The sequence below is a fragment of the Streptomyces sp. NPDC036822 genome (assembly GCF_055609145.1).
This window is the reverse complement of record NZ_JBVJPY010000014.1, coordinates 148,839-170,881: the sequence shown is the minus strand read 5'-3', so window position 1 is coordinate 170,881 and position 22,043 is coordinate 148,839. Positions and strand designations below refer to the sequence as shown.

Sequence of the window (22,043 nt, the reverse complement as noted above, 5' to 3'; positions counted from 1 at the left end):
GAGGTGGATGGATGACGACCCTCGCCCAGCTTCGCAGGACCGCGCTCTCGCTTCCCGAGACCGCCGAGCGACAGAGCAGCTCCGGCTTGGTCGCCTTCACCGTGCGGGACAAGCGGTTCGTGGCCGTGGACCGGGACGAGCACGTCCAGCTGCACCTCCCTTCCGAGGAGCGGGACGAGATGCTCGCGGCGCAGCCGACCGCGGAGTTGCTGAACCGGGGCGCCACACCGTTCGGTGTGAGAGTCCCGCTCTCCGACCTCGACGGTCAGCAGCTCAACCACTGGGTCCGCCGCGCCTGGCTCACGCGTGCGCCCCGGCGGCTCGCGGCGCAGTCGGCGGCCGCGGACGCGGCCGCCCCCGGCGACGTCGGCGACTTGCCCCGAGCTATCGGAAGGCCCGCGACCCGGGCGCTCGCCGGCGCCGGCATCCTCTCACTCGCCGACGTCTCCGCGTGGACCGAGGAGGAACTGCTCGCCATGCACGGAGTGGGCCCGAAGGCCGTACGCATCCTCGGTGAGGCGCTGCGGACCGGTGGCCGATCCTTCACCCGGTAGGCCGGTTCACCCGACAGCCCGCCTGCGGGTCGTCCCTACAGAGGAATGAGGACCTCGTCCTCGTCCCGGTAGAAGCTTCCCTTGCTCTCGCCGAAGACCTTGCCACTGTCGAGCCAGTGCTCGGACATGGTGTGCAGCAGCTTCGCCTGGCGCTCCCAGACGATCTGGTGGCCGGCGCAGGCGAGCCGGAACATCAACTTCTCGGAGCCGGGGATGGCGTTGTAGAGCTCGGAGGTCGAGAAGTACAACAGGCCGAGGTCCGGCGAGGTGTTGATGATCGTGTCGTGCTCGCCGTACACGATGCACACCGGCACCTGGTCGCCGAGGACTCCGTGCAAGGGCACGGTGGTCTTGTTCCATCCCCACCAGTACGCGTTCCGGACGCGGTTGAGCCCTTCCGGGGAGCCGGGCACGGGGCCTCCCCACTGGGCGCCGATCGGGTCGGCCGCCATCATGGCCTTCCACACCTCGTCGACCATCCCGGCCTCGCGCTGGTCCGGGCACCCGAGGTCTCTCTTCCACGCGTTGTCGAGACCGCTCTTGGTACCGACGGTCATCGGGAAGCCGAAGGCGGCCGCCGGCGTGGACACGGGCAGGGTCACGGGCGCGCCGAAGTCGGTCCCGGGGGCGCTCTCCCTGCCGTTCGGCGGGAAGATCGGCGCCACGAGGAGGAGACTGCGCACCTTGCGGGGGTTCTGGATGGTGTACGGGCCGAACTGCTGGGCAGCCGCGGACCAGCCGATGAGGTCGACCTTGTTCACCCCGCTGCGGGCGATGATGAAGTCGACGACCGTGTCGACCTCGTCCCAGTCGCTCTGCGAGTTGTTCAGCTGCGCGGCGTAGCCCACCGGGCCGGTGTACTCGGTGGCGTTCGGATTGGGGACCAGGAGCTTCTGCTGGGCCGGCGTGGGGCTGACGTTGTGCGGGTCGTCCATCTTCGGCCGCGTGGAGAGGCCCGACCCCTGCTGCTCCATCACGTAGACGTCGAAACCGGCCTTCGCCAGCTCCTCGGCCCAGCTGTACTTCTTGTACGGGAGGTCGAAGCCGGCCAGCGCGCAGACACTGCGGCCGTGCAGCATGAGGACGGGCCTTCGCGGGCCGCCCTCGGGCGTGCCGTTGCGCTCGCGGACGAAGAGCTTGATCCTCTCGCCCTCGTTCGCCGGGATGGTGGAGTCGTGCTCGACGTAATGGTCGGTGAGGACGGGTGCGGCGGAGGTTCGGGCGGACGATGCCACGGGACGTTCCCTTCGATGGGGGGCCGGGACCGGCGAGCGCCCCGGCCCGCCCATGGTCCGCACAGGGAGGTGTCGGCAACCTGCGACGGGCCGTGGCTTCCGCACGGCCGACCCGATCGGACGGGCGTACGCCGGAGCGCACACATGCCCGAGCGGCGTCGGCTGACAGGAGGACGGCCGAGCGCCGACGCCGGGCGCCAGGGGGCGGGCGCGGGGCTGGCACAGGGCGCTGTCCGCACACGCTCCGCGATGAGTTCTCGCCATTCGGGGAGTCTCACGTCATGACGCCGGAGATCGATGGAGGAGATGTCGTGAGCACACACGTCTGGGCCCTGGTGCACGCGGAACGCACGGCACTCGTCGACGACCTCGCGCGCCTCGACGAAGCGCGGTGGGGCACGCCGTCACTCTGCGACGGGTGGGACGTGCACGACGTGGTGCCCACCTCGTGGACACGGCCAGGACGACGCGCCTCGGGTTCGTGATCGGCCCCGCGCGAGCGCGCTTCGCCTTCGACCGTCAGAACACCGCCGGCGTGGAACGCGAACGGGGGGCGACGCCTCACGTCACGCTGGAACGCCTCCGGCGGGTGGCGCCCCGCACCTCGACCCCGCCCGCTCCGCTGGACAGCCGGCTGGTCGAGGAGATCGTCCACGGCGAGGACATCCGCAGGCCCCTCGGCCTGACACACGCCTACCCGCAGGAGGCGGTCGTCCGGGCGCTGAGGCCCCAGGCGCGTATTCCCGCCTCGTTCGGCGGGGCGAAGGAGCTGCTTGGCCGCGTGCGGCTCACCGCGACGGACGCCGACGTGTCGATCGGTACCGGCCCACACGTGAGCGGCCCCGCGCCGTCTCGGGGCGGCGGGCGGCGCTCGACGACCTCACCGGCCCGGGGCTCGGCACACTGGCGGAGCACGGATGACGACGGGTCCCCGCCCGCGTGGGGAGACCATGACCTGACCTGGTGCCGTGACACCGCACGCTCACACGGCAGGCCGCTCGGGGCACCCCGGGCAGCCTTCCGCCGTCCCTCGTTCATCCGCGGCTGTACGCGTCCGGCGGCAGACCGCTACCAGCCTGCCTGGCATGTCACCGGGGGTCCGCTTGAGCTGGTGGTCCGTCAGAAGCGGCAGCTGTAAGGCTCCTTGGGTCGACTTGACCGGTCAGGCATCCTTCCGCGTTCTTCCCGACAGCGAGGTGGGCAGGACTGCCCATTCCAGGGTGGTGTCGTGGTTCGGCCCCAGAGGCAGGTGGGCCGTGATGTCCTTCCCCTTGGGGTGGACGGCGACGACGACCCGCGTGCTGACGGCGTGCACCAGGTGCAGTCCGTGACCGCCGACGCGGTGCGGGTCGGCCGGTTTCAGACACGGCCTCTCGGCGGAGGTGTCCCACACGGTGATCGTCAGTTCCTCACCCGACCGCCGCAAGGTCATCCCGCAGGGGCCCGGAGCGTGCTGGAGGGCGTTGGTGACGAGTTCACTGACGGCGAGTTCGGCGTCCAGGGCCACGGCGGGTGGCACTGCCGGGCGGCCGGTGCGCGGGGCCTGGGCGAGGAAATCACGCAGGACCTGGCGAGCGTCCGCGGCATGAGCCGCGCCGTCGTCCCAGGTCGCGTCGTAGCGCCACGGGGCGCACTCGGCCGGGCCCTGCTCATCTGCCGCCTGCTTCCTAAGCGGGATGACCATGGGGGAATCTTTCGTTATTGTGTTCGACGCTCTCGGCGCTTGTGTGCCCCTCGCTTACCCTGCTACTGATCACGCACACGCGGCAGGGCGCCGGTACCGGGCGACAGGGGCTGCCACGGATCGCCGATGAGGTGCCGTCGCTCCTTCGGGTGGCGCACCGGACGCCGGCTCTCGTCGGCTCCGCCCACCGCTGGCGCCCCCGGGCCCCAGGCGCCGCCCGGATCTTCGCAGAGGGGGCGGAATCATCGCACGTGATGAGGTCACATCGGACGCCCTCCCGACCACCCCGGGAATGCCGGGCCGAGCCTCCGTACAGTAGGGCCAGGTGCTTCGCCGACGAGCACCCCGTCATGCCCGCGCCCACGGCTCGTCCACGCCACGGGAGGTTCGCGGATCTCGGCAAGAGAGGATGCCCGCCGGTGACTGTGCACTCCGGTCCACCCGATCCACCGACAGCCGGACCGCACCCGGCCGCGGAGGACGCGCTGCACCATGCCGTCGAACTTCGCAACCGGCGGCTGGCGCATGCCGGAGTCGCCCGCGCCGAGGAAGTCCTCATGAAGCGCTACGGGCTCACCTCCCGGCAAGAGGCGTTCGGGCTGATGCGCCAGGCTTCCCAGCGGTTCAACATCAAGATGCAGACACTCGCCGACGTCGCCGTCCGCCTGCCCGCGCCGTCCGGGAACGCTCCGCGGCGGCCGGCAGCCACGGCGCACGGGAATCCGCCTCAGTTGTCCGCCCTGCTGTCCGCGAACGGAACGCCACCGACGACCCACGGCGCCGTCCTGAAGGCCGCTCTGCACCACACCCTGGAGATCACCGGCACGGACATGGGCAACGTGCAACTGGTGGAGAACGGGATGCTGCGCATCGACAAGCACACCGGTCTCAATCGCCACTTCACCGACTACTTCGCCTTCATCGAGACCTCCACCACCTCGTGCGCCCAGGCGGCGGAGGAATCCCGGCAGGTCACGGTGAGGGATGTCGGCGCCTCCGAGACCTTCGACGAGGGTTCGCGGCACGCCATCCTCCAGGCGGGCAGCCAAGCCTGCCACAGCGTCCCCTTGCTCAGCCCCAGGGGCGCCGTCGTCGGCATGATCTCCTCGCACCACGAACAGACCCTGCAGGACCTCTCCGCCGCCCAGCTCACCCAGCTGCACCAGCTGGGCCAACAGGTCGGCCGGTGGCTGACCTGGCACCGCAACACCGCCGTCGTCGACGCGCTCCATCACCTCCACGCCACCGCGACCAGCTGAGGAACGACCAGCGGGCCGACGGCTTGTCCGCCCCGACGGGTACCGCCTCGCGTTCCCTCGCCGACGTACGCGCACGGCCGGACGCCGCAGGAAGCCGGCGACCCCGCCTCCGCCGCCGTCCCGCCCGGGCGGACGAGTGCTCCGTCGTGGATGGCATCCTGGTGCGGGTCGTGACCGCTGTCCGGCCGGGGTTGATGTTCGTTGCCGGGAGCTCGTGCTGAGTGGTGTCCTGGCCGAGTCGCTGTCGCTCGGCCTCCTGATCGGTGTCCTCGCCTTCGCGGTCGTCAGGCCGCGGGGGTTGCCCGAGGCGGTCTTCGCCGTACCCGCCGCGGGGATGCTCGTCGCGGTCGGGGCGGTCGCGCCGGCCGATGCGTGGCGGCAGGTACGCGAGCTGTTGCCGGTGGTCGGGTTTCTCGCCGTGATCCTGGTGCTGGCGAGGCTCTGCGCGGACGAGGGGCTGTTCCGCGCGGCCGGAGACGCCGTCGCACGGCGCTGCGGGCGTAACCCGCGGACGCTGCTGGGTGGCGTGTTCGTGCTGGCGTCCGTCACCACGGCGGCGCTCAGCCTGGACGCGACCGTGGTCCTGCTCACACCGGTCGTCTTCGCGACCGCGGCCCGGATCGGCGCCGCGCCGCGCCCTCATGTGTACGCGACCGCGCACCTGGCGAACTCGGCTTCGTTGCTCCTTCCGGTCTCCAACCTGAGCAACCTTCTCGCCTTCACCGCGAGCGGGCTGTCCTTCACGCGCTTCGCCGCCCTGATGGCCCTGCCCTGGACGGCTGCCATCGCCGTCGAGTACGTGGTGTTCCGCCGCTTCTTCCGGGCCGATCTGGCCAAGGCCGTGCACCTGCCCGACGATACGGAACACCGCACGCCCGTGCCGCGCTTCCCGCTGGCGGTGCTGGTACTGACCCTGGCCGGTTTCGCCGTGGCCTCGTTCGCCGGCGCGAGCCCCGCCTGGGCGGCGCTGGCCGGAGTCCTCGTCCTCTCGGTGCGCGCGCTGCGGCGCCGTACGACCACGCCCCGGCAGCTGGCCGCGGCGACCGCGCCCGGGTTCTGCCTCTTCGTTCTCGCCTTGGGCGTCGTGGTGGGCGCGGTCGTCGATCACGGGCTCGGCCAGGGCCTGGCGGCCGTGCTGCCGGAGGGCGATTCGCTCGCTGCGCTCCTCGCGTTCGCGGGCGTCGCGGCCGTCCTGGCCAACCTGATCAACAACCTGCCCGCGGTGCTCGCCCTGCTCCCGCTCGTGGCCCCGATCGGCCCCGGCCCGGTCCTGGCCGTGCTGATCGGCGTGAACGTAGGCCCCAATCTGACGTACGCGGGCTCTCTCGCCACCCTCCTGTGGCGGCGCATCGTGCACGAGCACGAGGATCGCGTCGCCCTCGGCGAGTTCACCCGCCTCGGAGTGCTGGTCACGCCCGCCGCGGTCGTCGCGGCCGTCGTCGGCCTGTGGGGCGCGCTGAACGTCATCGGCGCCTGAGCCTCGACGAGGGGCCCGCGCGGGCCCGCGCTTCAGAGGTCGCTGTCGATACCGGTGACGGCCGGCGGGCCGAGCGGGGCATCGGCTTCCGCGATGCCCGCTTCCTTCAGAGCGGCCGAGACGAGCCTGGTGGCGTCCAATTCGGCCTCGTATTTGTCCGCGGCGTCGACTTCGAGCCGGATGGAGAAGGTGCCGCCGTCGTTCAGCGTGAGCAGGTCCAGGCCCTCGCTCTCGCTCACGTCGGTGTGCTGCGACGCCAGCTGCCGTTCGAGGACCGAGCGCGCGGAGTCGGTGATGCCCGAGACGAACGTGCCGGGGACGGTGATGACGAAGGTGGTCATGGCGACTCCTCGCATGGGACGGAGCTTGCGTGTCGTCCTGCTTCCCTCATTCTCCGTGCCGAACCCGCCTCGGCCATGCCGTGCCCTGGCGAGAGCGTCCGGGCGCCCCGTATGCCCCCCTGTCATCTGCGGGACGGGCGGGCCCGCACCCTCGACACGTATCGAGCCTGCCGGTGCGTGCGCCTCGGGACGCCACGGGAGCCTGGGAAAGGGACGGGCCGTACGTCCCCTTTCCGGACAACCGAGAAGCGAAGGTAAAGGGAGTTCGGACGCGGGACAACCACCCGGGTGGAACGACTTTGGTTTAGTCGGAGTTTACCCGCACTAAACTCTGCTGAATTACCGTCAGAGGGAAACATCGTGGTCACTTCTATTGACATGGAGCAAACAGGCGGCGCCTCATGGTGAGGAACTTCCGGCCTGCCCGATCGGCACCAGCGGGGATCCCGCCACACCCAGGCAGGAACCCCTCGGACGACTGCCGATCGGGGCCTCGTCCAGCACTCTGACAACGTTGTCTCACCAGGACGACCCCCGTGAGCCGGCACCCAGGCGAACCCCCACCGGGTTGCCCTGCCGTACGAGTGCTCTCCCGGCATCCCCCGGGCCGGCCCCCCGTTCCGATCCCTCGAGGAGAGGCATGAACAAGCAAAGAAGCACCTGGTGGACGGCGCTCGGCACCGCCGTCGCGGGCGTCGTCGGCCTTCTGCTGCCCGTCGTCGGTCCTGCCGGAGCGGCCGAAGCCGCCGCCACCGGAATCCACGTCAGCAACGGGCGCGTCTACGAGGCCAACGGCGCGGAGTTCGTGATGCGTGGGGTCAACCACGCGCACACCTGGTATCCGGACCGGACCGGCTCGATCGCCGACATCGCCGCCAAGGGCGCCAACACCGTCCGCGTCGTCCTCAGCAGCGGCGACCGGTGGACCAGGACCGGTGCGGCCGAGGTCTCGTCCCTGATCGGCCAGTGCAAGGCGAGCAAGGTCATCTGCGTGCTCGAGGTGCACGACACGACCGGCTACGGCGAGGACGGTGCCGCGGCGTCGCTGGACAAGGCCGCCGACTACTGGATCGGCATCAAGGGCGCGCTGGCGGGCCAGGAGAACTACGTCGTCGTCAACATCGGCAACGAGCCCTTCGGCAACAGCAACTACGGCGCCTGGACGAACGCCACGAAGAGCGCGATCGGCAAGATCCGGAATGCCGGCATCAACCACGCGCTCATGGTGGACGCGCCCAACTGGGGCCAGGACTGGTCCCACACCATGCGGAGCAACGCCGCGTCGGTCTTCGCCTCCGACCCGGACCGGAACACCATCTTCTCGATCCACATGTACGGGGTCTACGACACCGCCGCCGAGGTGCGGGACTACCTCAACCACTTCGTGAGCAACGGCATCCCCCTCGTCGTCGGCGAGTTCGGAGACGCCCACAGTGACGGCAACCCCGACGAGAACGCGATCATGGCGACCGCCCAGGCCCTCCGTGTGGGCTACCTCGGTTGGTCGTGGAGCGGCAACGGCAGCGGGGTCGAGTACCTCGACATGGTCAACGGCTTCGACGCCGGCTCCCTCACCGCCTGGGGCAACCGCCTGATCTACGGCGCGAACGGCATCTCCACGACCTCCAAGGCCGCCACCATCTACGGGGGCGGCGGCAACGGAGGCGGGACGGGCGGGGGCACGGCGCCCAACGGGTACCCGTACTGCGTCCAGGGCAGCGCCTCCGACCCCGACGGGGACGGATGGGGCTGGGAGAACAGCCGCTCCTGCGTCGTCCGCGGCAGCTCGGCGGACACCGGCTCCGGTGGAGGGAACACGGGCGGCACCGCTCCCAACGGCTACCCGTACTGCGTCCACGGCACCGCCTCCGACCCCGACGGCGACGGATGGGGCTGGGAGAACAGCCGCTCCTGCGTCGTCCGCGGCAGCTCGGCCGACCGCTGATCCCCGCGGCTCTCCCGCACGCGCGGGAGAGCCGCGTCGCCCTTCCGGCCCGTGCGGGCGGAAGGGCGACGCCCTGGCGCGGCGGCCGCCGGACGCGCCCTCTCGGCCTCCGGAGGCAGGTGAAGGGGTCGCCGCCCGCAGGCGGGTACCGAGCGCGTCCCTTTCCCCTCGCGCCCTCCGGGACCACTGAAGGGAGCCGCCCGCCGGACGCCTCCCTCCCGCCGGATCAGGCGCGTTGGGTCGCCTGCAGACGGGCGTAGGCCGCCCCCTTCTCCAGGAGTCCGGCGTGGGTACCGGTTTCCAGGACGCGACCCTGGTCCAGTACGACGATCCGGTCGGCGTTCCGGACGGTCGAGAGACGGTGCGCCACGACGAACACCGTTCTGCCGGCCACCAGGCGGGCCAGCGCCTCCTGGACCAACGCCTCTGAGCGGGCGTCGAGTGCGGAGGTCGCCTCGTCCAGGACGAGGACGCGGGGGTCGCGTATCAGCGCCCTCGCGATGGCGAGCCGCTGACGCTGCCCTGCGGAAAGCCGCGCCCCCCGTTCCCCCACGACCGTGTCGAGGCCGAGAGGCAGCGCGTCGACGAATTCGGTGGCGTTCGGTTCCGCAGGGCGCGGCGCACGGTGTCCTCGTCGACGTGCGGCATTCCGTACGTGACGTTCTCCCGCACGCTTCCCTCCTCGAAGAGGACCGATTCCTGGGGCACGACGGCCACGAAACGCCGATAGCTCCGCAGGTCGAGCTCGCTCATGTCGCGTCCGTCCAGAAGAACGCGTCCGCTCGTCGCCCGGTGGAATCCGAGGACGAGGTTCAGGAGAGTCGATTTCCCGGCCCCGGATCCGCCGACGATCGCCACGGTCCGGCCCGCCGGAATCACCAGGTCGACGCCGCTCGGCGCGGGGCCGTCCTCCTTCTCGTACGACAGGCTGACGTTCTCGAATCGGAACTCGCCCACCACCTCGTCCACGTCGACCTTGCCGTCGTTCTCCTCGAGGTCGGGGGCCTGGAGGATCTCTCCGACGGACTTCAGCGATTCCACGGACTTGCCGACGACCGGCGCCAGTGTCAGCAGGCTGGTCACCGTGCCCGTGAGCGTGGAGAAGTAGGCGCTGAGCATGACGACTTGGCCGGGGGTGACCGATGTCCATCCGTGGGCGCCCGCGCCCGCCCGTCGCCCCGCACGTCCCACGTCCTCGGGAGAGTGCGAGAGCGCCATGGCCGTTAACCGGTTCACTGCGCGGCGCCCGGGAACCGTAGCCGAGCCGGCTCGTGCCTGCAACGCGCTGTCGGTCAGGCCGACTTGCGGTCCGCTCCGCCTCTCCGGCCTCCCGGCCGGCCGAGGCGGAAGGGCGCACGGGGCGACCGTCGGACGCGGCGGGGCGCCCGCCCCCACGGCTTCTCGTGGCGGCGCGGACGGGCGGTAAGGTCTACACCGCCGAGGAACCGGAATAGGACAGAGGTGGGGCGTGAAGCGACCGACCATGGCGGACATCGCACGCCGCGCCGGCGTGTCCAAGGTGGCGGTCTCGTACGCGCTGAACGACCAGCCGGGAGTGTCCGACGCGACGCGCGCGGCGGTCAAGAGCATCGCCGCGGAGTTGGGGTGGCGTCCCAGCAGCGCCGCTCGCGCCCTGACCGGCGGCCGGGCGCAGGCGGTGGGTCTCGCGGTGCGTCGCCCCGCACGGACGCTCGGCGTGGAGCCGTTCTTCATGGAGTTCATCAGCGGTGTGGAGAGCGCCCTCTCGGAGCGGTCGTACGCGCTGATGCTGCAGATGGTCGCCTCGCAGGACGCCGAGATCGAGGTGTGCCGGCGCTGGTGGGGCGAGCGGAGGGTCGACGGCGTCTTCCTGATGGACCTCCTGGGCGAGGACGCGCGCGTGCCCGCGATCGAGGCCCTCGGCCTGCCGACCGTGGTCGTCGGGCCGCCCGAGGCGGCCGGTTCGCTGCCCGCGGTCTGGTCGGACGACGGCGAGAGCGTCCACGAGATCGTGCGCTATCTCGCGGTGCTCGGCCACAGGCACATCGCCCGGGTGGCGGGCCCGGCCGAGCTGTCCCACACGAGGATCCGTGACGAGGCGCTGCGCGCCGCCTGCCAGGAGGCCGGGATTCCCGAGGCGGGCGTGGTCCACACCGACTACACCGGTGACGCCGGGGCCCGTGCCACCCGGGCGCTGCTGATCGCGCCGGAGCGGCCCACCGCCATCGTCTTCGACAACGACATCATGGCCGTGGCCGCGCTGTCGGTGGCGCAGGAACTGGGTCTCTCCATCCCCGCCGACCTGTCCCTCGTCGCGTGGGACGAGTCTCCGCTGACGCAGGTGGTCCGGCCCGTGCTGTCGGCCGTCACGCGGGACATCCCGGCCTACGGGGCCCGGGCGGCGAACGCCCTGCTCGCCCTCATCGCCGGCGAGACGGTCGGCCACATCCGCGAGGGCTATGCGCACTTCGCCCCCCGAGGCAGCACGTGTCCGCCGCCGGGCGGGCAGGCGGAAGCGCTCCGGGACGCGTCTCGGAGGTAGCGTCGTCCGGCCGTGGGGCGGGACTTGCCCGACCCGCCCTACCGGCTCGTCCGCCCGCCCCGGACGACAGCCAAGGGGCTACTTGGTGGCTCCCTGGGAGAAGCCGTTGTAGATCCAGCGCTGGAGCAGCAGGAAGATGACCAGCGTCGGCAGGATGACGAGGATGGCTCCCGCCGAGATGGCCTCCCAGTGCGCTCCGAAGGGCCCCTTGAAGCGGAACAGGGCGGTGGAGATCGTCCCGAGATCCTCGGAGTGCATGTAGAGGAACGGGATGTAGAAGTCGTTGTAGGTGGTGATGCCCTTGATGATGACGACGGTGGCGATCGCCGGCTTGAGCAGCGGGAAGATGATCTTCCGGTAGATGGTGAAGGCGTGGGCGCCGTCGAGCCGGGCCGCCTCGTCCAGCGAGATCGGGATGCCCCGGATGAACTGCAGGAAGATGTACACGGAGACGATGTCCGTGCCCATGTAGAGCAGGATCGGGGCCCATCGGGTGTCCACCAGGCCGAAGCTGTTGATGACCTGGAAGGTGGCGACCTGGGTGGTGACGGCGGGGACCAGGGTGGCGACGAGGAAGAGCGCCATGACGAGCTTCTTGGCCCGGAAGTCGAAGCGGTCGATGGCGTAGGCCGTCATCGAGCCGATCACGACGGTGCCGCCGATGGAGAAGACGAGGATGAACGCGGTGTTCCAGAAGGCCATGAGCATGTTGCCGTCGGTGAACGCCGTGACGTAGTTGTCGAGGTTCAGCCAGTTGCCCGGCAGCGACAGCGCACCGCCGTCGTTGACCTCCTGCGACGTCTTGAGCGACGTGAGGAAGACGACGGCCAGCGGCAGCAGGACCACGGCGGTCGCCGCGAGCAGCGACACGTAGGTCAGCACGGTTCCGACGGGCAGGCGGCGGGAGGGCCGCTTGCGGGCCGGGGCCGCGGTGAGGTCGGGGGTCATACGAGGTCCACCTTGTCGTCGGGCACGAGGCGGCGCTGGATCCAGGTGACCAGGAGGATGATCAGGAGCAGCACCACGGCGGCGGCCGAGGCCAGGCCGGTCTTGTTGAACTGGAACGCGAGCTTGACCGTCTGGATGACGAAGGTCGAGGTGCCGGTCGCGCCGCCGGTCATGATGTAGGGGATCTCGAAAACGGACAGGGATCCGGAGATCGCCAGGATGATGCTGAGGCTCAGGACGGGCTTGATGCTCGGGGCGATGATGTGGCGGAACTGCTGCCACTTGCCGGCCCCGTCCAGCTGGGCCGCCTCGTAGAGCTCGCCCGGGATGGACTGGATGGCGCCGAGGAAGAGAACGAAGGTCAGGCCGGTGAAGCGCCAGACGGAGACCCCCGCGAGGGAGATGTTCGCCGACGTCGGGTCCCCGAGCCAGGGGTGGTCGGTGGTGACGCCGAGCCAGGACAGTACGGAGTCGAGAGTGCCGCCGTCCTGGAAGAAGTAGAGGAAGACGAATCCGATGGCGACGCCGTTGATGAGGTAGGGGAAGAAGAGGATCCCCTTGAAGAAGTTCCGGAACCTGAGGTCGAAGCTCAGGACGGTGGCGAAGTAGAGCGCGACGGCGATCTGCACGACGGAGGCGGCGAGGTAGTAGCCGCTGACGAAGAAGACGCGGAAGAGCTCGGGGCGGGTGAAGATCTGTACGTAGTTGTCGAAGCCGACGGCTTCCCTGTCCGGGCTCACCCCGTCCCAGTCCGTGAAGCTGTACGAGACCATGCTCGCCACGGGTATGTAGGTGAACGTGATCAGCAGCGCGAGCGGCGCCGCCAGGAAGAACCAGGGAGTGAGCCGGCGCAGCGGGGAGTGGCGCCAGGAGCGGGGCGTGCCGCCTCCCGGGGCCCGGCGCTCGGCAGGCCGGCTCTTCCCGCGTGGGGAGCCCGCGGTGGATCGCCTCTTCACGGCGGCACCCCTGGGGACGGTGTCGGTTGTCTCGGTCATGTCGGCCTTTCGTGTCCGCGACTGCGGGGTCCAGGGGCCCCGGCCGGTGTCGTACGGCCGGGGCCCGCTCCGCCGGTCGGTCAGGAACCGGCGGTCTTCGCCGCCTCGTCCCACCTCTTGTCGAGTTCGGCGAAGAGGTCCTCGAGGCTGCCCTTCTGGGCCCCACGGGCGGTGTCGACCAGGCGCTGCCGGTAGTCGGGCTTGGTGAGGCCGATCTCGGCCGCCTCGTCGATGTCGTTGACCGTGGCGGTCTTAGCCTCGGAACGATCGACCAGTATGACATCGTTGTCAACGAAGTCCTTGAGGGTCGCCGGCATCGGCGCGGCCTTGACCGCGGAGACGACGCCCTCCTTCTCGGAGTAGCCGGACTTCTCGGTGAACCAGTCGATCCAGGCGCGCGCCGCGGGCTTGTTCTCGGAGTAGATGCTGACGGCCTGCTGGTAGTCGGAGGTCACGGTCGAGCAGAACGCGCCGTTCTTCTGGGTCGGGAAGGGCATGAAGCCGATGTCCTCGGGAGACACGCCCTCGTCCTTGGCCGCCCCCTGCATCTGCGCGATGGACCAGGAGCCCAGCATCATCGTGCCGATCTTGCCCTCGGCGAGCAGGGCCTTGGAGGTCTCCCAGTTCGTGGTGGTGGGGTCCTTCTCCGAGAGTCCCTGCTTCACGATGTCGTGGAGCAGGGTGTCGATCGTCCGGAGTTCACTGCCGGCCTTCCAGGGAGAGACCGGGCCGGCCAGCGCGTTGCTCGCCTGCGCGTCACAGCTGACGGCGCCGTGGTTGGCGCTCCACTGGACGAGCGGCCAGCCGTCCTTGAAGTTCGTGTAGTACGGGATGGCGCCCGTCTTGTCCTTGATCGCCTTCAGGGCGGCGGTGAACTCCTGCGGGGTCTTCGGCCACTCGGTGACGCCGGCCTTCTTCCACAGGGCCTTGTTGTAGACGAAGCCGTTGGCGGTGCCGAACTGGGCGATGCCGTAGGACTTGCCCTCCACCTCGGTCTTGTCCGCGAAGCGGTACTTCTTGCCCAGCTCGGCGGAGGTCCCGAGCGAGGCGAAGAACTTCGGGTAGTCGTTCTTGGCCACGGCCCCGGGGATCCCGAGCACGTCGCCGTAGGACTTCGCGTTGAGGCGGATCTTCACCTCCCCCTCGTAGTCCGTGATGCCCTCGAACTTCACCTTCACCTTGGGGTAGACCCGGTTGAACTCGGCGGCATACGCCTTCATGGCACCGTTCTGGACGAGGTCGGTCCGGTGCGTGAGGACCTTGATCTCGCCCGAGACCTCCTTCGGGTCGGCGGGAGGGGTGGCCGCCTGTCCCGTGACGGCGCCCCCTCCCCCGCCACATCCGGCCACGGTCAGCATCGCGGCGGACAGAAGCACGCCCGTGAGCGCCATCGACTTCTTCCCCATTGCCCAACTCCTTCAGGGTTACGGCTCAGGTCTGCGGTGGGATGACGGAACTATGTCAGGCGTACGTGAACCGGTAAAGTGCAGATTTCCTGCGCGATACTCAATCGTTACCGTGACAGCCGGAAAGCCCTAGGACGACCCGGTTCCCGCGCAGGGGCGACAACCATCTGTGAGCTGGAGTTTGCTTTACCGGTTCATGGACAGCCACCTCACGGTGCGGATAGTTTGTCGCCTCGTACACGCACCCCGCCCCCCTGCCCGGCGATTGGAGCCGCACATCATGAAGGACGTCACCCAGCTGACCGAGGGTTGGAGACTGCGCCACGAGGACGCGCTGCTTCCAGCCACCGTCCCCGGCTGCGTCCACGCCGATCTGCTCGCCGCGCAGGTCATACCCGACCCCTTCATCGGCCACAACGAGACGGAGATCGCCTGGGTCGGCCGCCGGGGGTGGTCCTACGTCACGGAGCTGAACCCCGCGGGCGGGCACGAGCGCGCCGAGTTGGTCTTCGAGGGTCTGGACACCGCCGCGGAGGTGGTCCTCGCGGGCGAGAGCCTCGGCACGACGCGCAACATGCACCGCGTCCACCGCTTCGACGTCACCGGCCGCTCGGGCGCGCTGGAGGTCCGGTTCGCCTCCGCCTACGAGGAGGCGGACCGCGTCCGGGCCCTGACCGGGGAGCGGCCGAACGTCTATCCCGAGCCCTTCCAGTACATCCGCAAGATGGCCTCGAGCTTCGGCTGGGACTGGGGCCCGACCGTCGTGACGGCGGGCATGTGGCGCCCGGTCCGCCTGGAGCGCTGGTCGACCGCCCGGTTCGCCCAGGTCCGCCCGCTCGTCACCGTCGAGGGGACGACCGGCCGGGTCGAGCTGCGGATCCGCGTCACCCGCACCGCGAGCGGCACCGGCCGCCCGCTCACCCTCCGCGCCGGCGTCCGAGGGGTGGAGGGCGAGGTCTCCTTCGAGGGCGACGAGGCGGCCTTGCGCCTGGAGGTCCCCGAGCCGGAGCTGTGGTGGCCGCGCGGCCACGGAGAGCAGCCCCTGTACGGACTCGACGTCACCCTCCTCGACGAGGAGGGCCGCCCGCTCGACACCTGGGAGCGCCGCATCGGTTTCCGGACCGTCGAGATCGACCGCTCCGCGGACGAGCACGGCACCGGTTTCACCTTCGTCGTCAACGGCGTGCGGATCTTCACCCGCGGGGTCAACTGGATCCCCGACGACGTCCTGCCCTCCCGCGTGACACCGGAGCGCTACCGGTCCCGGCTGACCCGGGCGGCCGAGGCCAATGTCGACCTGGTGCGCATCTGGGGCGGCGGCATCTACGAGGACGACGCCTTCTACGACGTCTGCGACGAGCTCGGACTCATGGTGTGGCAGGACTTCCTCTTCGCCTGCGCGGCCTACCCGGAGGAACAGCCGCTGCGCGGCGAGATCGAGGCCGAAGCGCGTGACAACGTTGTCCGTCTGATGCCGCACGCCAGCCTGGTCCTGTGGAACGGGAACAACGAGAACCTCTGGGGCTTCCGTGACTGGGACTGGGAGCCGGCCCTCGCGGGCGACTCCTGGGGGGAGGGGTACTACCTCGGCCTGCTCCCCCGCATCGTCGCCGAACTCGACCCGACCCGGCCCTACACCGCGGGCAGCCCCTGGTCCGGTTCCTGGGACCACCACCCCAACGACCCGGCCCACGGCACCCACCACTCCTGGGAGGTGTGGAACCGTCAGGACTACGCGGAGTACCGGGCGGACGTGCCGCGCTTCGTCGCCGAATTCGGCTGGCAGGCGCCCCCCGCCCTCGCGACGCTGCGGCGCGCCCTGCCCGGCGAGGACCTCGCCCCCGACTCCCCCGGCATGCTGCACCACCAGAAGGCGGAGGACGGCAACGGCAAGCTGAATCGCGGCATCGAGCGCCATTTCGAGCTGCCGGAGAACGACTTCGACCGCTGGCACTACCTGGCCCAGGTCGTCCAGGCCCGCGCCGTCGCGGCCGGCATAGAGCACTGGCGGGCCAACTGGCCGGTGTGCGCCGGCACCGTCGTGTGGCAGCTCAACGACTGCTGGCCGGTGAGCTCCTGGGCCGCGATCGACGGCGACGGGCACCTCAAGCCGCTCTACCACGAGCTGCGCCGCGTCTACGCGGACCGTCTGCTGACCTTCGTACCCGGCGAGGACGGGCCGGTGCTCGTGGTCGACAACCAGTCCGCCACCCCGTGGCGGACGGCCCTCACCCTGCGCCGGACCGGAGCGGACGGCACCGTCCTGCGCCAGGCCGTCGTGGAGGTCGAGGCGGCCCCGCGCTCGGTCGCCAGGCCGACGCTGCCGGCCGAGGTGCTGCCCCCGCAGGGATCGGCCAAGGAGTTCCTCGTCGCCGACGCGGACGGGCTGCGCGCGGTCCACTTCCCCGTCCCCGACAAGGAGTTCGCCTACCCGGCCGCCGCGTACGACGTCCGCGTCGAAACCCTTTCCGGGAGCGACACCGTGGACGTGGTGGTCACGGCCCGGACCCTGGTGCGCGACCTCCTCCTGCAGCCCGACCGGCTCGCCCCCGGCGCCCGCGCGGACCGCGGCCTGCTCACCCTGCTCCCCGGTGAAGAGGCGCGGATCGTGGTCAGGGGCTGGAGCGGAACCGACGTGGCAGCCGTACGGGACGCGTTGTTCAGCGTGGAACCGGCGTGACCGCCCCAGCCGCTCGCGTCACCATCAACGACGTCGCCGCACGGGCCGGGGTGTCGAAGAGCGCCGTCTCCATGGCGTTCAACAACCGCCCAGGAGTGTCGCGGGCGACACGCGAGCGCATCTTCGACATCGCCCGGGAGCTGGGCTGGACCCCGCACCAGTCCGCCCGGAGCCTGTCGAACCGACGCGCGGGCATCGTGGGCCTGGCGATCTGCCGCCCGGCCCGGATGCTCGGCCTCGAACCCTTCTACATGGAGTTCATCTCCGGCATCGAGGACGTGCTGGCGGAGCGCTCGTGCTCGCTGCTCCTGCGGCTGGTGCGGGATCTGGACGAGGAGGCGGCCCTCTACGAGGAGTGGTGGCGGGGCCGGACGATCGGCGGGGCCATCCTGGTCGACTTCCACCGCGACGATCCGCGCATCGCGCCGCTGCGCGCCCTCGGGATGCCGGCCGTCGCGGTGGGGCATCCGTCGCTCACCGGAGGCTTCCCCTCCGTGTGGACGGACGACGCGTCCGCGGCCGCGGACGCGGTGCGCTATCTGGCGGCGCTCGGCCACCGGCGCATCGCACGCGTCGGCGGCCCCGCGAGCCTCGGGCACAGCGGCATCAGAGCCGCCGCGTTCGAGGCCACCATGGCGGAACTCGGCCTGAGCGACTGCCGTCAGGTCGCGACCGGCTTCGTGGGAGAGGAGGGGGCCAGGGCGACGAGGAGTCTGCTCCTCTCCCGCGACCGCCCGACGGCGATCGTGTACGACAACGACATCATGGCCGTGGCGGGGGCGGCGGTGGCCTCGGAGATGGGGCTCGTGGTGCCGGACGACGTGTCGCTGCTGGCGTGGGACGACTCGCAGTTGTGCCGGCTCACGCACCCGCCGCTGTCGGCCATGAGCCACGACGTGCACCAGTTCGGCGAGGCGGTCGCGCGGGCCCTGTTCGAGGTGATCGAGGGCACCCACGACGGGAACCACCAGGTGCCGACGCCGGCGCTGGCACCGCGTGGTTCCACGGGGCCGCCCCGGCGCGCCTGACACCCGGCAACGGCGAAGGGGCTGTACCTCCACGGGGGAGGTACAGCCCCTGTCCGTTCCGGCCCCGTCCCTCCACCGCTCAGCGGGGACGGTCCCGGCCCAATCCCTCTACCGCTCCGCGGGGGCGAGCCCGTGCCGGCGCAGCCAGCGCAGCTGCTCGACGGCCGTCGCTCCCTTTCCGCCGGCGTGGTCGGCGAAGGGCCACTCCCTGATGTCCTTCTCCCCCGCGTAGTTCCGGTACGCCGCCAGGACGGTGGACGGCGGGCAGACCGGGTCCATCAGTCCGGCGCTGAACAGGGCGGGGGCCGTCGCCCGGCGGGCGAAGTGCGCCCCGTCGAAGTGCGCCAGGGTGGCGAAGGCCCGCTCGGCCTCGTAGGGGGCGTGGTGGCGCAGATAGGCGACGAGTTCGGTGTAGGGCCCGTCGGTGGCGGTCTCGGCGCCGCGCCGGATGTGGCACAGGAAGGGCACGTCGGGAAGGGCGGCGGCGACACGGTCGCCGGAGAGCCCCGCCACGGCGAGGGCGAGACCGCCTCCCTGACTGGCGCCCTGGACCACGATCCGGTCGCCGTCCACGTGGGGGATCGCGCGCGCGGCGTCGACGGCGCGTACGCAGTCGGTGATCAGGCGACGGTAGTAGTGGGCGTGCGGGCCCTCGATGCCCCTGGTCATGAAGCCGTGCACCCATTGGGTTCCCGCGTCAGGGTGCGGGTCCGGGGTGTCGTGGCCCTGGCCCCGGCTGTCGACGACGAGGTGGGCGTAGCCGGCGGAGGCGTAGAGGAGATGGTCCGTCACCAGGCCACGCCCGCCGCTGTAACCGAGGTACGTGATCACCGTCGGCAGGGGCCCCTCGGTTTCCGAGGGCACGATGAACCATGCGGCGACGGGGTCCCCCGCCCATCCGGGGAACCGTACGTCGTAGGCGTCGAGGGTCTTCAGGAGGGAGTCGCGCACGGGGTGGAGTTCCGGTGCGCCGCCCGCCTGTCGGGCTGTGCGCAAGGTCCCCGCCCAGAAAGCGTCGAAGTCGTCCGGTTCGACGGGGGGCTTGGCCAGGGTGGCCGGGTGGTCGGGGGGCAGATCGGCGTACGGCAAGGGAGGTTCCTCCAGCTCGCGTCCGCACGCCCGAGGACGCTGGGTCCCGGGCGGGCGGGGGTGCGGTGATGCCTGACATGGGTGGCGGGGCTCCCGGGCCTCGACCAGTCCGCGGGAGCGAGGGGGCGTGCCCGTCGGGGGGCGCTCCTGCTGCCTGCTGTCCCGGCTGCCGGGACTGCCACGACGAGTTGCGTTTGTCGCCGGGGTGCCTCTCTCGGAGCGGGAAGGGAAATCGGCGGTCGCGTGGAATGGCGTGTGCATTCCTCGGCGGGCGCCCCGACGGATATCGAGACTAAAGGGGAGGCACACCCCGGGCAAGAGCGAGCACGGAACCGCTTAAGTCCGGTCGGCGGTCGGGTTGTCCGCGCGCGTGCGGTCCTGTGTTCCGGCGCCGCCCAGGCCCACGGTGGCCCGGAAGACCGTCCCCGCGCCCGTGAGCGAGACCTCGGACATGGCGGGGACGTAGACGGAACGCCCGGGCCCGATGCGCACGGTGTCGGACGCCGAGGTCGCCTCTGCCTCGCCGTCGACGCAGAGGAGGATCTGCGGAGCGCCGGCCGCGAGCCGCCGGGGCGGCTGGTCCCGTCGCAGCCGGAACCGCGACAGGCGGAAGTCGTCGACCGGGGCCGGGTAGGCCTCCTCGCCGTCCTCCTCGTGGGGGGTGAGGACGCGGGTGGGCATCGCCGTGAACCGTACGACCTTGACGAGTTCGGCCGCGTCGACGTGCTTGGACGTCAGCCCGCACCGCAGGACGTTGTCGGAGCTCGCCATGATCTCCACCCCCAGGCCCGAGAGGTACGCGTGCGGGATCCCGGCACCCAGGAAGAGGGCCTCACCGGGCTCCAGCTCGACGTGGCGCAGCATCAGGGCGGGCAGCAGCCCCGGGTCGCCCGGGTGGGCGCGGGCGACGCCCGCGTAGGCGACGAAGTCCCGCTGGTACGGGCCGCCCCGGTCGGACGCCGCCTCGACGGCCCGGGTGACGGCGTCGACGAGACCGGCGGGAGGGCTCAGGAAGGCCGTGAAGACCTCGGCGAGAGCCTGCGCCTCGGGCAGCGCGCGCAGCGCCTCGGCGTGGGGGCCCAGTGCGGATACGCGCAGTGCGTCGAGCAGGTCGGCGCACTGCCGTGGCGCCCTGAAGCCGCACAGCCCCCGGAACCGGTCCAGGGCCACGATCATCTCGGGTTTGTGGTGGGCGTCCCGGTAGTTGCGGTGCGGGGCGGTCAGGGGAATGCCGAGGGCGTCCTCGAGCGCGAATCCGGCGCGTGCCTGCGCGAGGTCGGGGTGGACCTGGACGGAGAGGGGCGCGTCGGCGGCCAGCAGTTTGAGCAGGAACGGCAGCCGGGGCCCGAACCGGCGCAGGGTGTCCGCCCCCAGCTCCGCGAGCGGGTCCGCGGCGATGACCCGGTCCAGGGGAAGCGGTTCACGGGCGCGTGGGACCCGGGACGGCGCGGCCGGGTGGGCTCCCATCCACAGCTCGGCCTGAGGGTGCCCGCTGGGTGCGGTGCCCATCAGGCGCGGCAGGGCGGTGACGGAGCCCCAGTCGTAGGACTGGACGGTGTTGAGCAGCAGATCCACGATGTCTTCCTGGGGTGAGGGACGCGAGGACGCGAAGGGGTGACGCGAGGGAAGGTGCCCCTCAGGTCACGGACCCTGGGGTCGGGCCGGCGGGCGCCTGCGACGCTCGGGCCGCTTGCGGCAGACCGACGAGCGGCGACGCTCCGGCCACCCCCGGCGCTCCGACGACCCCTGGCGCTCCGGGCACCTGCGGCGCCGCGGCGGCATGCGACACTCCGGCCGCCCCCGGCGCTCCGGCCGACTGCGGCACCCCCGCTGCCGCGGCGCCCGCGGCGGCGGCCCCGATCAGGCCCGCGTCGAGGCGGAGGCCGGCGGGCACCACCCGTACGCCCCGGGTGAAGTCGAGGACCGCGTACGAGGCCAGGTGATGCCGGAGCGGCCCGAACAGCGTCTCGCCGGACTCGGCGACGCCGCCGCCCACGACCACGAGGTCGAGCTCGACCAGGGCCGTCGTCGCCGCGATGCCCGCGGCCAGGGCACGTCCCGCCCGGTCGAACGCGGCGAGGGCACGCGGATCGCCCGCGCGGGCGGACGCCTCGACCTCCTTCGCCGTCGCGGGGGCCCCCGCCGGAGGGGTCCAGCCGGATTCCAGGGCGTGGGCCGCGATCGCCGTGCCGCTGGCGAAGCGCTCCACGCAGCCCCGTGCCCCGCAGGGGCACAGGGGGCCGTTCTGGTCGACGGTGATGTGCCCGATGTGGCCCGCGTTCCCGGAGGCCCCCGCGTGGAGCTCCCCGCCCAGGACCAGCCCGCCGCCCACGCCGGTGGAGACCACCATGCACAGCACGTTGTCGACGCCCTTGGCCGCACCCAGCCAGTGCTCGGCCGCGGTCATCGCCACGGCGTCCCCGACGAGAACGGGCCGTATCCCGGCGGGCATCGCCGGGTGCGCCCGCACCCGGTCCACGAGCGGGAAGGAACGCCAGGCGGGGATGTTGACCGGGCTGACCGTTCCCGCGACCGTGTCGACGGGACCCGCGCTGCCGATGCCCATGCAGGACAGGGCCGCCCATCGCGCGTGCGCCGCGAGGTCGTCCACGACCGCCGAGACGGCGGCCATGAGCGCCTCCGCGGAGCCCTGCGCCGGAGTCGGCCGCTGCGACCTGGTCAGGAGCCGCCCGTCGGCATCCACGAGGGCCCCGGCGATCTTCGTGCCCCCGACGTCGAGTGCTCCGTACACCATCGTGTCCAACCTTTCCGTGGCAGCTTCGTGGCGGTTTCGCGGCCCCTGGTCCGGCATCCGCGGCAGCCACTCTGCCCAGGCTTGACAACGTTGTCTAGTAAACCGGTTCAGTAAAGCCCCGGTTCA

At 71.2% G+C, this 22,043-nt stretch carries 15 protein-coding genes and 3 pseudogenes; 8 read left to right on the top strand and 10 right to left on the bottom strand.

All coding sequences use genetic code 11. The features are described from left to right. The first annotated feature begins 11 nt into the window (after positions 1-11). Positions 12-554, top strand: coding sequence for an MmcQ/YjbR family DNA-binding protein (locus tag ACZ68P_RS27810; RefSeq protein ID WP_471010862.1), 543 nt, complete (start codon positions 12-14; stop codon positions 552-554). Positions 555-589: 35 nt separating this feature from the next. Here the strand turns inward: ACZ68P_RS27810 and ACZ68P_RS27805 are convergent, their stop codons facing one another. After that, positions 590-1,789, bottom strand: coding sequence for an alpha/beta hydrolase (locus tag ACZ68P_RS27805; protein WP_471010861.1), 1,200 nt, complete (start codon positions 1,787-1,789; stop codon positions 590-592). A 281-nt stretch (positions 1,790-2,070) separates the two neighbouring features. Between ACZ68P_RS27805 and ACZ68P_RS27800 the strand changes: the two are divergent. Further along, positions 2,071-2,710 (top strand): annotated as a pseudogene (locus ACZ68P_RS27800) (maleylpyruvate isomerase family mycothiol-dependent enzyme). Positions 2,711-2,951: 241 nt separating this feature from the next. Here ACZ68P_RS27800 and ACZ68P_RS27795 read toward each other — a convergent pair. After that, on the bottom strand, positions 2,952-3,473 hold the full coding sequence (locus ACZ68P_RS27795; protein WP_471010860.1) for an ATP-binding protein: 522 nt from the start codon (positions 3,471-3,473) through the stop codon (positions 2,952-2,954). Positions 3,474-3,892: 419 nt separating this feature from the next. On the opposite strand from ACZ68P_RS27795, the gene ACZ68P_RS27790 reads away from it, so the two are divergent. Both ACZ68P_RS27790 and ACZ68P_RS27785 read left to right on the top strand, forming a co-directional pair. Then, positions 3,893-4,732: an ANTAR domain-containing protein gene (locus ACZ68P_RS27790; RefSeq protein ID WP_471010858.1), complete on the top strand. Its 840-nt coding sequence runs from the start codon at positions 3,893-3,895 to the stop codon at positions 4,730-4,732. Positions 4,733-4,949: 217 nt separating this feature from the next. Continuing rightward, entirely contained in the window at positions 4,950-6,209 is a 1,260-nt protein-coding gene (locus ACZ68P_RS27785; RefSeq protein ID WP_471010891.1) for an SLC13 family permease, read from the top strand. A 32-nt stretch (positions 6,210-6,241) separates the two neighbouring features. Here the strand turns inward: ACZ68P_RS27785 and ACZ68P_RS27780 are convergent, their stop codons facing one another. Continuing rightward, positions 6,242-6,550 carry a hypothetical protein gene (locus ACZ68P_RS27780; RefSeq protein WP_471010855.1) on the bottom strand — a complete coding sequence of 103 codons (309 nt, stop codon included), beginning with the start codon at positions 6,548-6,550 and terminating at the stop codon, positions 6,242-6,244. 640 nt (positions 6,551-7,190) lie between these two features. On the opposite strand from ACZ68P_RS27780, the gene ACZ68P_RS27775 reads away from it, so the two are divergent. Beyond that, a complete protein-coding gene (locus tag ACZ68P_RS27775; protein ID WP_471010852.1) occupies positions 7,191-8,495 on the top strand; it encodes a cellulase family glycosylhydrolase in 1,305 nt (434 codons plus the stop codon). Between the two features lie 226 nt (positions 8,496-8,721). On the opposite strand, the pseudogene ACZ68P_RS27770 reads toward ACZ68P_RS27775, so the two are convergent. Continuing rightward, positions 8,722-9,635, bottom strand: a pseudogene (locus tag ACZ68P_RS27770) (ABC transporter ATP-binding protein); the annotation flags it as partial. Between the two features lie 328 nt (positions 9,636-9,963). Between ACZ68P_RS27770 and ACZ68P_RS27765 the strand changes: the two are divergent. After that, positions 9,964-11,016 (top strand): LacI family DNA-binding transcriptional regulator, encoded by a 1,053-nt coding sequence (locus tag ACZ68P_RS27765; RefSeq protein ID WP_471010849.1) that lies wholly within the window; start codon positions 9,964-9,966, stop codon positions 11,014-11,016. 78 nt (positions 11,017-11,094) lie between these two features. On the opposite strand, the gene ACZ68P_RS27760 is transcribed toward ACZ68P_RS27765, so the two are convergent. From ACZ68P_RS27760 to ACZ68P_RS27750, 3 genes are all read right to left on the bottom strand, one after another. After that, a complete protein-coding gene (locus ACZ68P_RS27760) occupies positions 11,095-11,964 on the bottom strand; it encodes a carbohydrate ABC transporter permease (RefSeq protein ID WP_471010846.1) in 870 nt (289 codons plus the stop codon). Continuing rightward, complete coding sequence (locus tag ACZ68P_RS27755) at positions 11,961-12,959, bottom strand: carbohydrate ABC transporter permease (RefSeq protein ID WP_471010843.1); 999 nt, start codon at positions 12,957-12,959, stop codon at positions 11,961-11,963. Before ACZ68P_RS27755 ends, ACZ68P_RS27760 begins: the two co-directional genes overlap by 4 nt. 80 nt (positions 12,960-13,039) lie before the next feature. Then, the gene (locus ACZ68P_RS27750; RefSeq protein WP_471010840.1) at positions 13,040-14,365 is read right to left on the bottom strand and encodes an ABC transporter substrate-binding protein; all 1,326 of its coding nucleotides are present in this window, start codon (positions 14,363-14,365) and stop codon (positions 13,040-13,042) included. 280 nt (positions 14,366-14,645) lie between these two features. Between ACZ68P_RS27750 and ACZ68P_RS27745 the strand changes: the two genes are divergently transcribed. Both ACZ68P_RS27745 and ACZ68P_RS27740 read left to right on the top strand, forming a co-directional pair. Next, positions 14,646-17,045, top strand: a complete 2,400-nt coding sequence (locus ACZ68P_RS27745; RefSeq protein WP_471010837.1) for a glycoside hydrolase family 2 protein — start codon at positions 14,646-14,648, stop codon at positions 17,043-17,045. Continuing rightward, the gene (locus ACZ68P_RS27740) at positions 17,042-18,073 is read left to right on the top strand and encodes a LacI family DNA-binding transcriptional regulator (protein ID WP_471010835.1); all 1,032 of its coding nucleotides are present in this window, start codon (positions 17,042-17,044) and stop codon (positions 18,071-18,073) included. Before ACZ68P_RS27745 ends, ACZ68P_RS27740 begins: the two co-directional genes overlap by 4 nt. A gap of 108 nt (positions 18,074-18,181) precedes the next feature. Here the strand turns inward: ACZ68P_RS27740 and ACZ68P_RS27735 are convergent, their stop codons facing one another. From ACZ68P_RS27735 to ACZ68P_RS27725, 3 genes and pseudogenes are all read right to left on the bottom strand, one after another. Beyond that, positions 18,182-19,162: an acetylxylan esterase gene (locus ACZ68P_RS27735; RefSeq protein WP_471010833.1), complete on the bottom strand. Its 981-nt coding sequence runs from the start codon at positions 19,160-19,162 to the stop codon at positions 18,182-18,184. A 336-nt stretch (positions 19,163-19,498) separates the two neighbouring features. After that, positions 19,499-20,737: a mannose-6-phosphate isomerase, class I gene (gene manA / locus ACZ68P_RS27730; RefSeq protein WP_471010832.1), complete on the bottom strand. Its 1,239-nt coding sequence runs from the start codon at positions 20,735-20,737 to the stop codon at positions 19,499-19,501. A gap of 232 nt (positions 20,738-20,969) precedes the next feature. Continuing rightward, positions 20,970-21,917: pseudogene (locus ACZ68P_RS27725) on the bottom strand (ROK family protein); the annotation flags it as partial. Positions 21,918-22,043: the final 126 nt, after the last annotated feature.

What these genes read in the sequence shown, in the direction of transcription:
- ACZ68P_RS27760 (WP_471010846.1), bottom strand. Translation starts at nt 11,964, where the DNA reads ATGACCCCCGACCTCACCGCGGCCCCGGCCCGCAAGCGGCCCTCCCGC.
- ACZ68P_RS27750 (WP_471010840.1), bottom strand. Translation starts at nt 14,365, where the DNA reads ATGGGGAAGAAGTCGATGGCGCTCACGGGCGTGCTTCTGTCCGCCGCG.
- ACZ68P_RS27775 (WP_471010852.1), top strand. Translation starts at nt 7,191, where the DNA reads ATGAACAAGCAAAGAAGCACCTGGTGGACGGCGCTCGGCACCGCCGTC.
- ACZ68P_RS27795 (WP_471010860.1), bottom strand. Translation starts at nt 3,473, where the DNA reads ATGGTCATCCCGCTTAGGAAGCAGGCGGCAGATGAGCAGGGCCCGGCC.
- ACZ68P_RS27755 (WP_471010843.1), bottom strand. Translation starts at nt 12,959, where the DNA reads ATGACCGAGACAACCGACACCGTCCCCAGGGGTGCCGCCGTGAAGAGG.
- ACZ68P_RS27780 (WP_471010855.1), bottom strand. Translation starts at nt 6,550, where the DNA reads ATGACCACCTTCGTCATCACCGTCCCCGGCACGTTCGTCTCGGGCATC.
- ACZ68P_RS27745 (WP_471010837.1), top strand. Translation starts at nt 14,646, where the DNA reads ATGAAGGACGTCACCCAGCTGACCGAGGGTTGGAGACTGCGCCACGAG.
- ACZ68P_RS27810 (WP_471010862.1), top strand. Translation starts at nt 12, where the DNA reads ATGACGACCCTCGCCCAGCTTCGCAGGACCGCGCTCTCGCTTCCCGAG.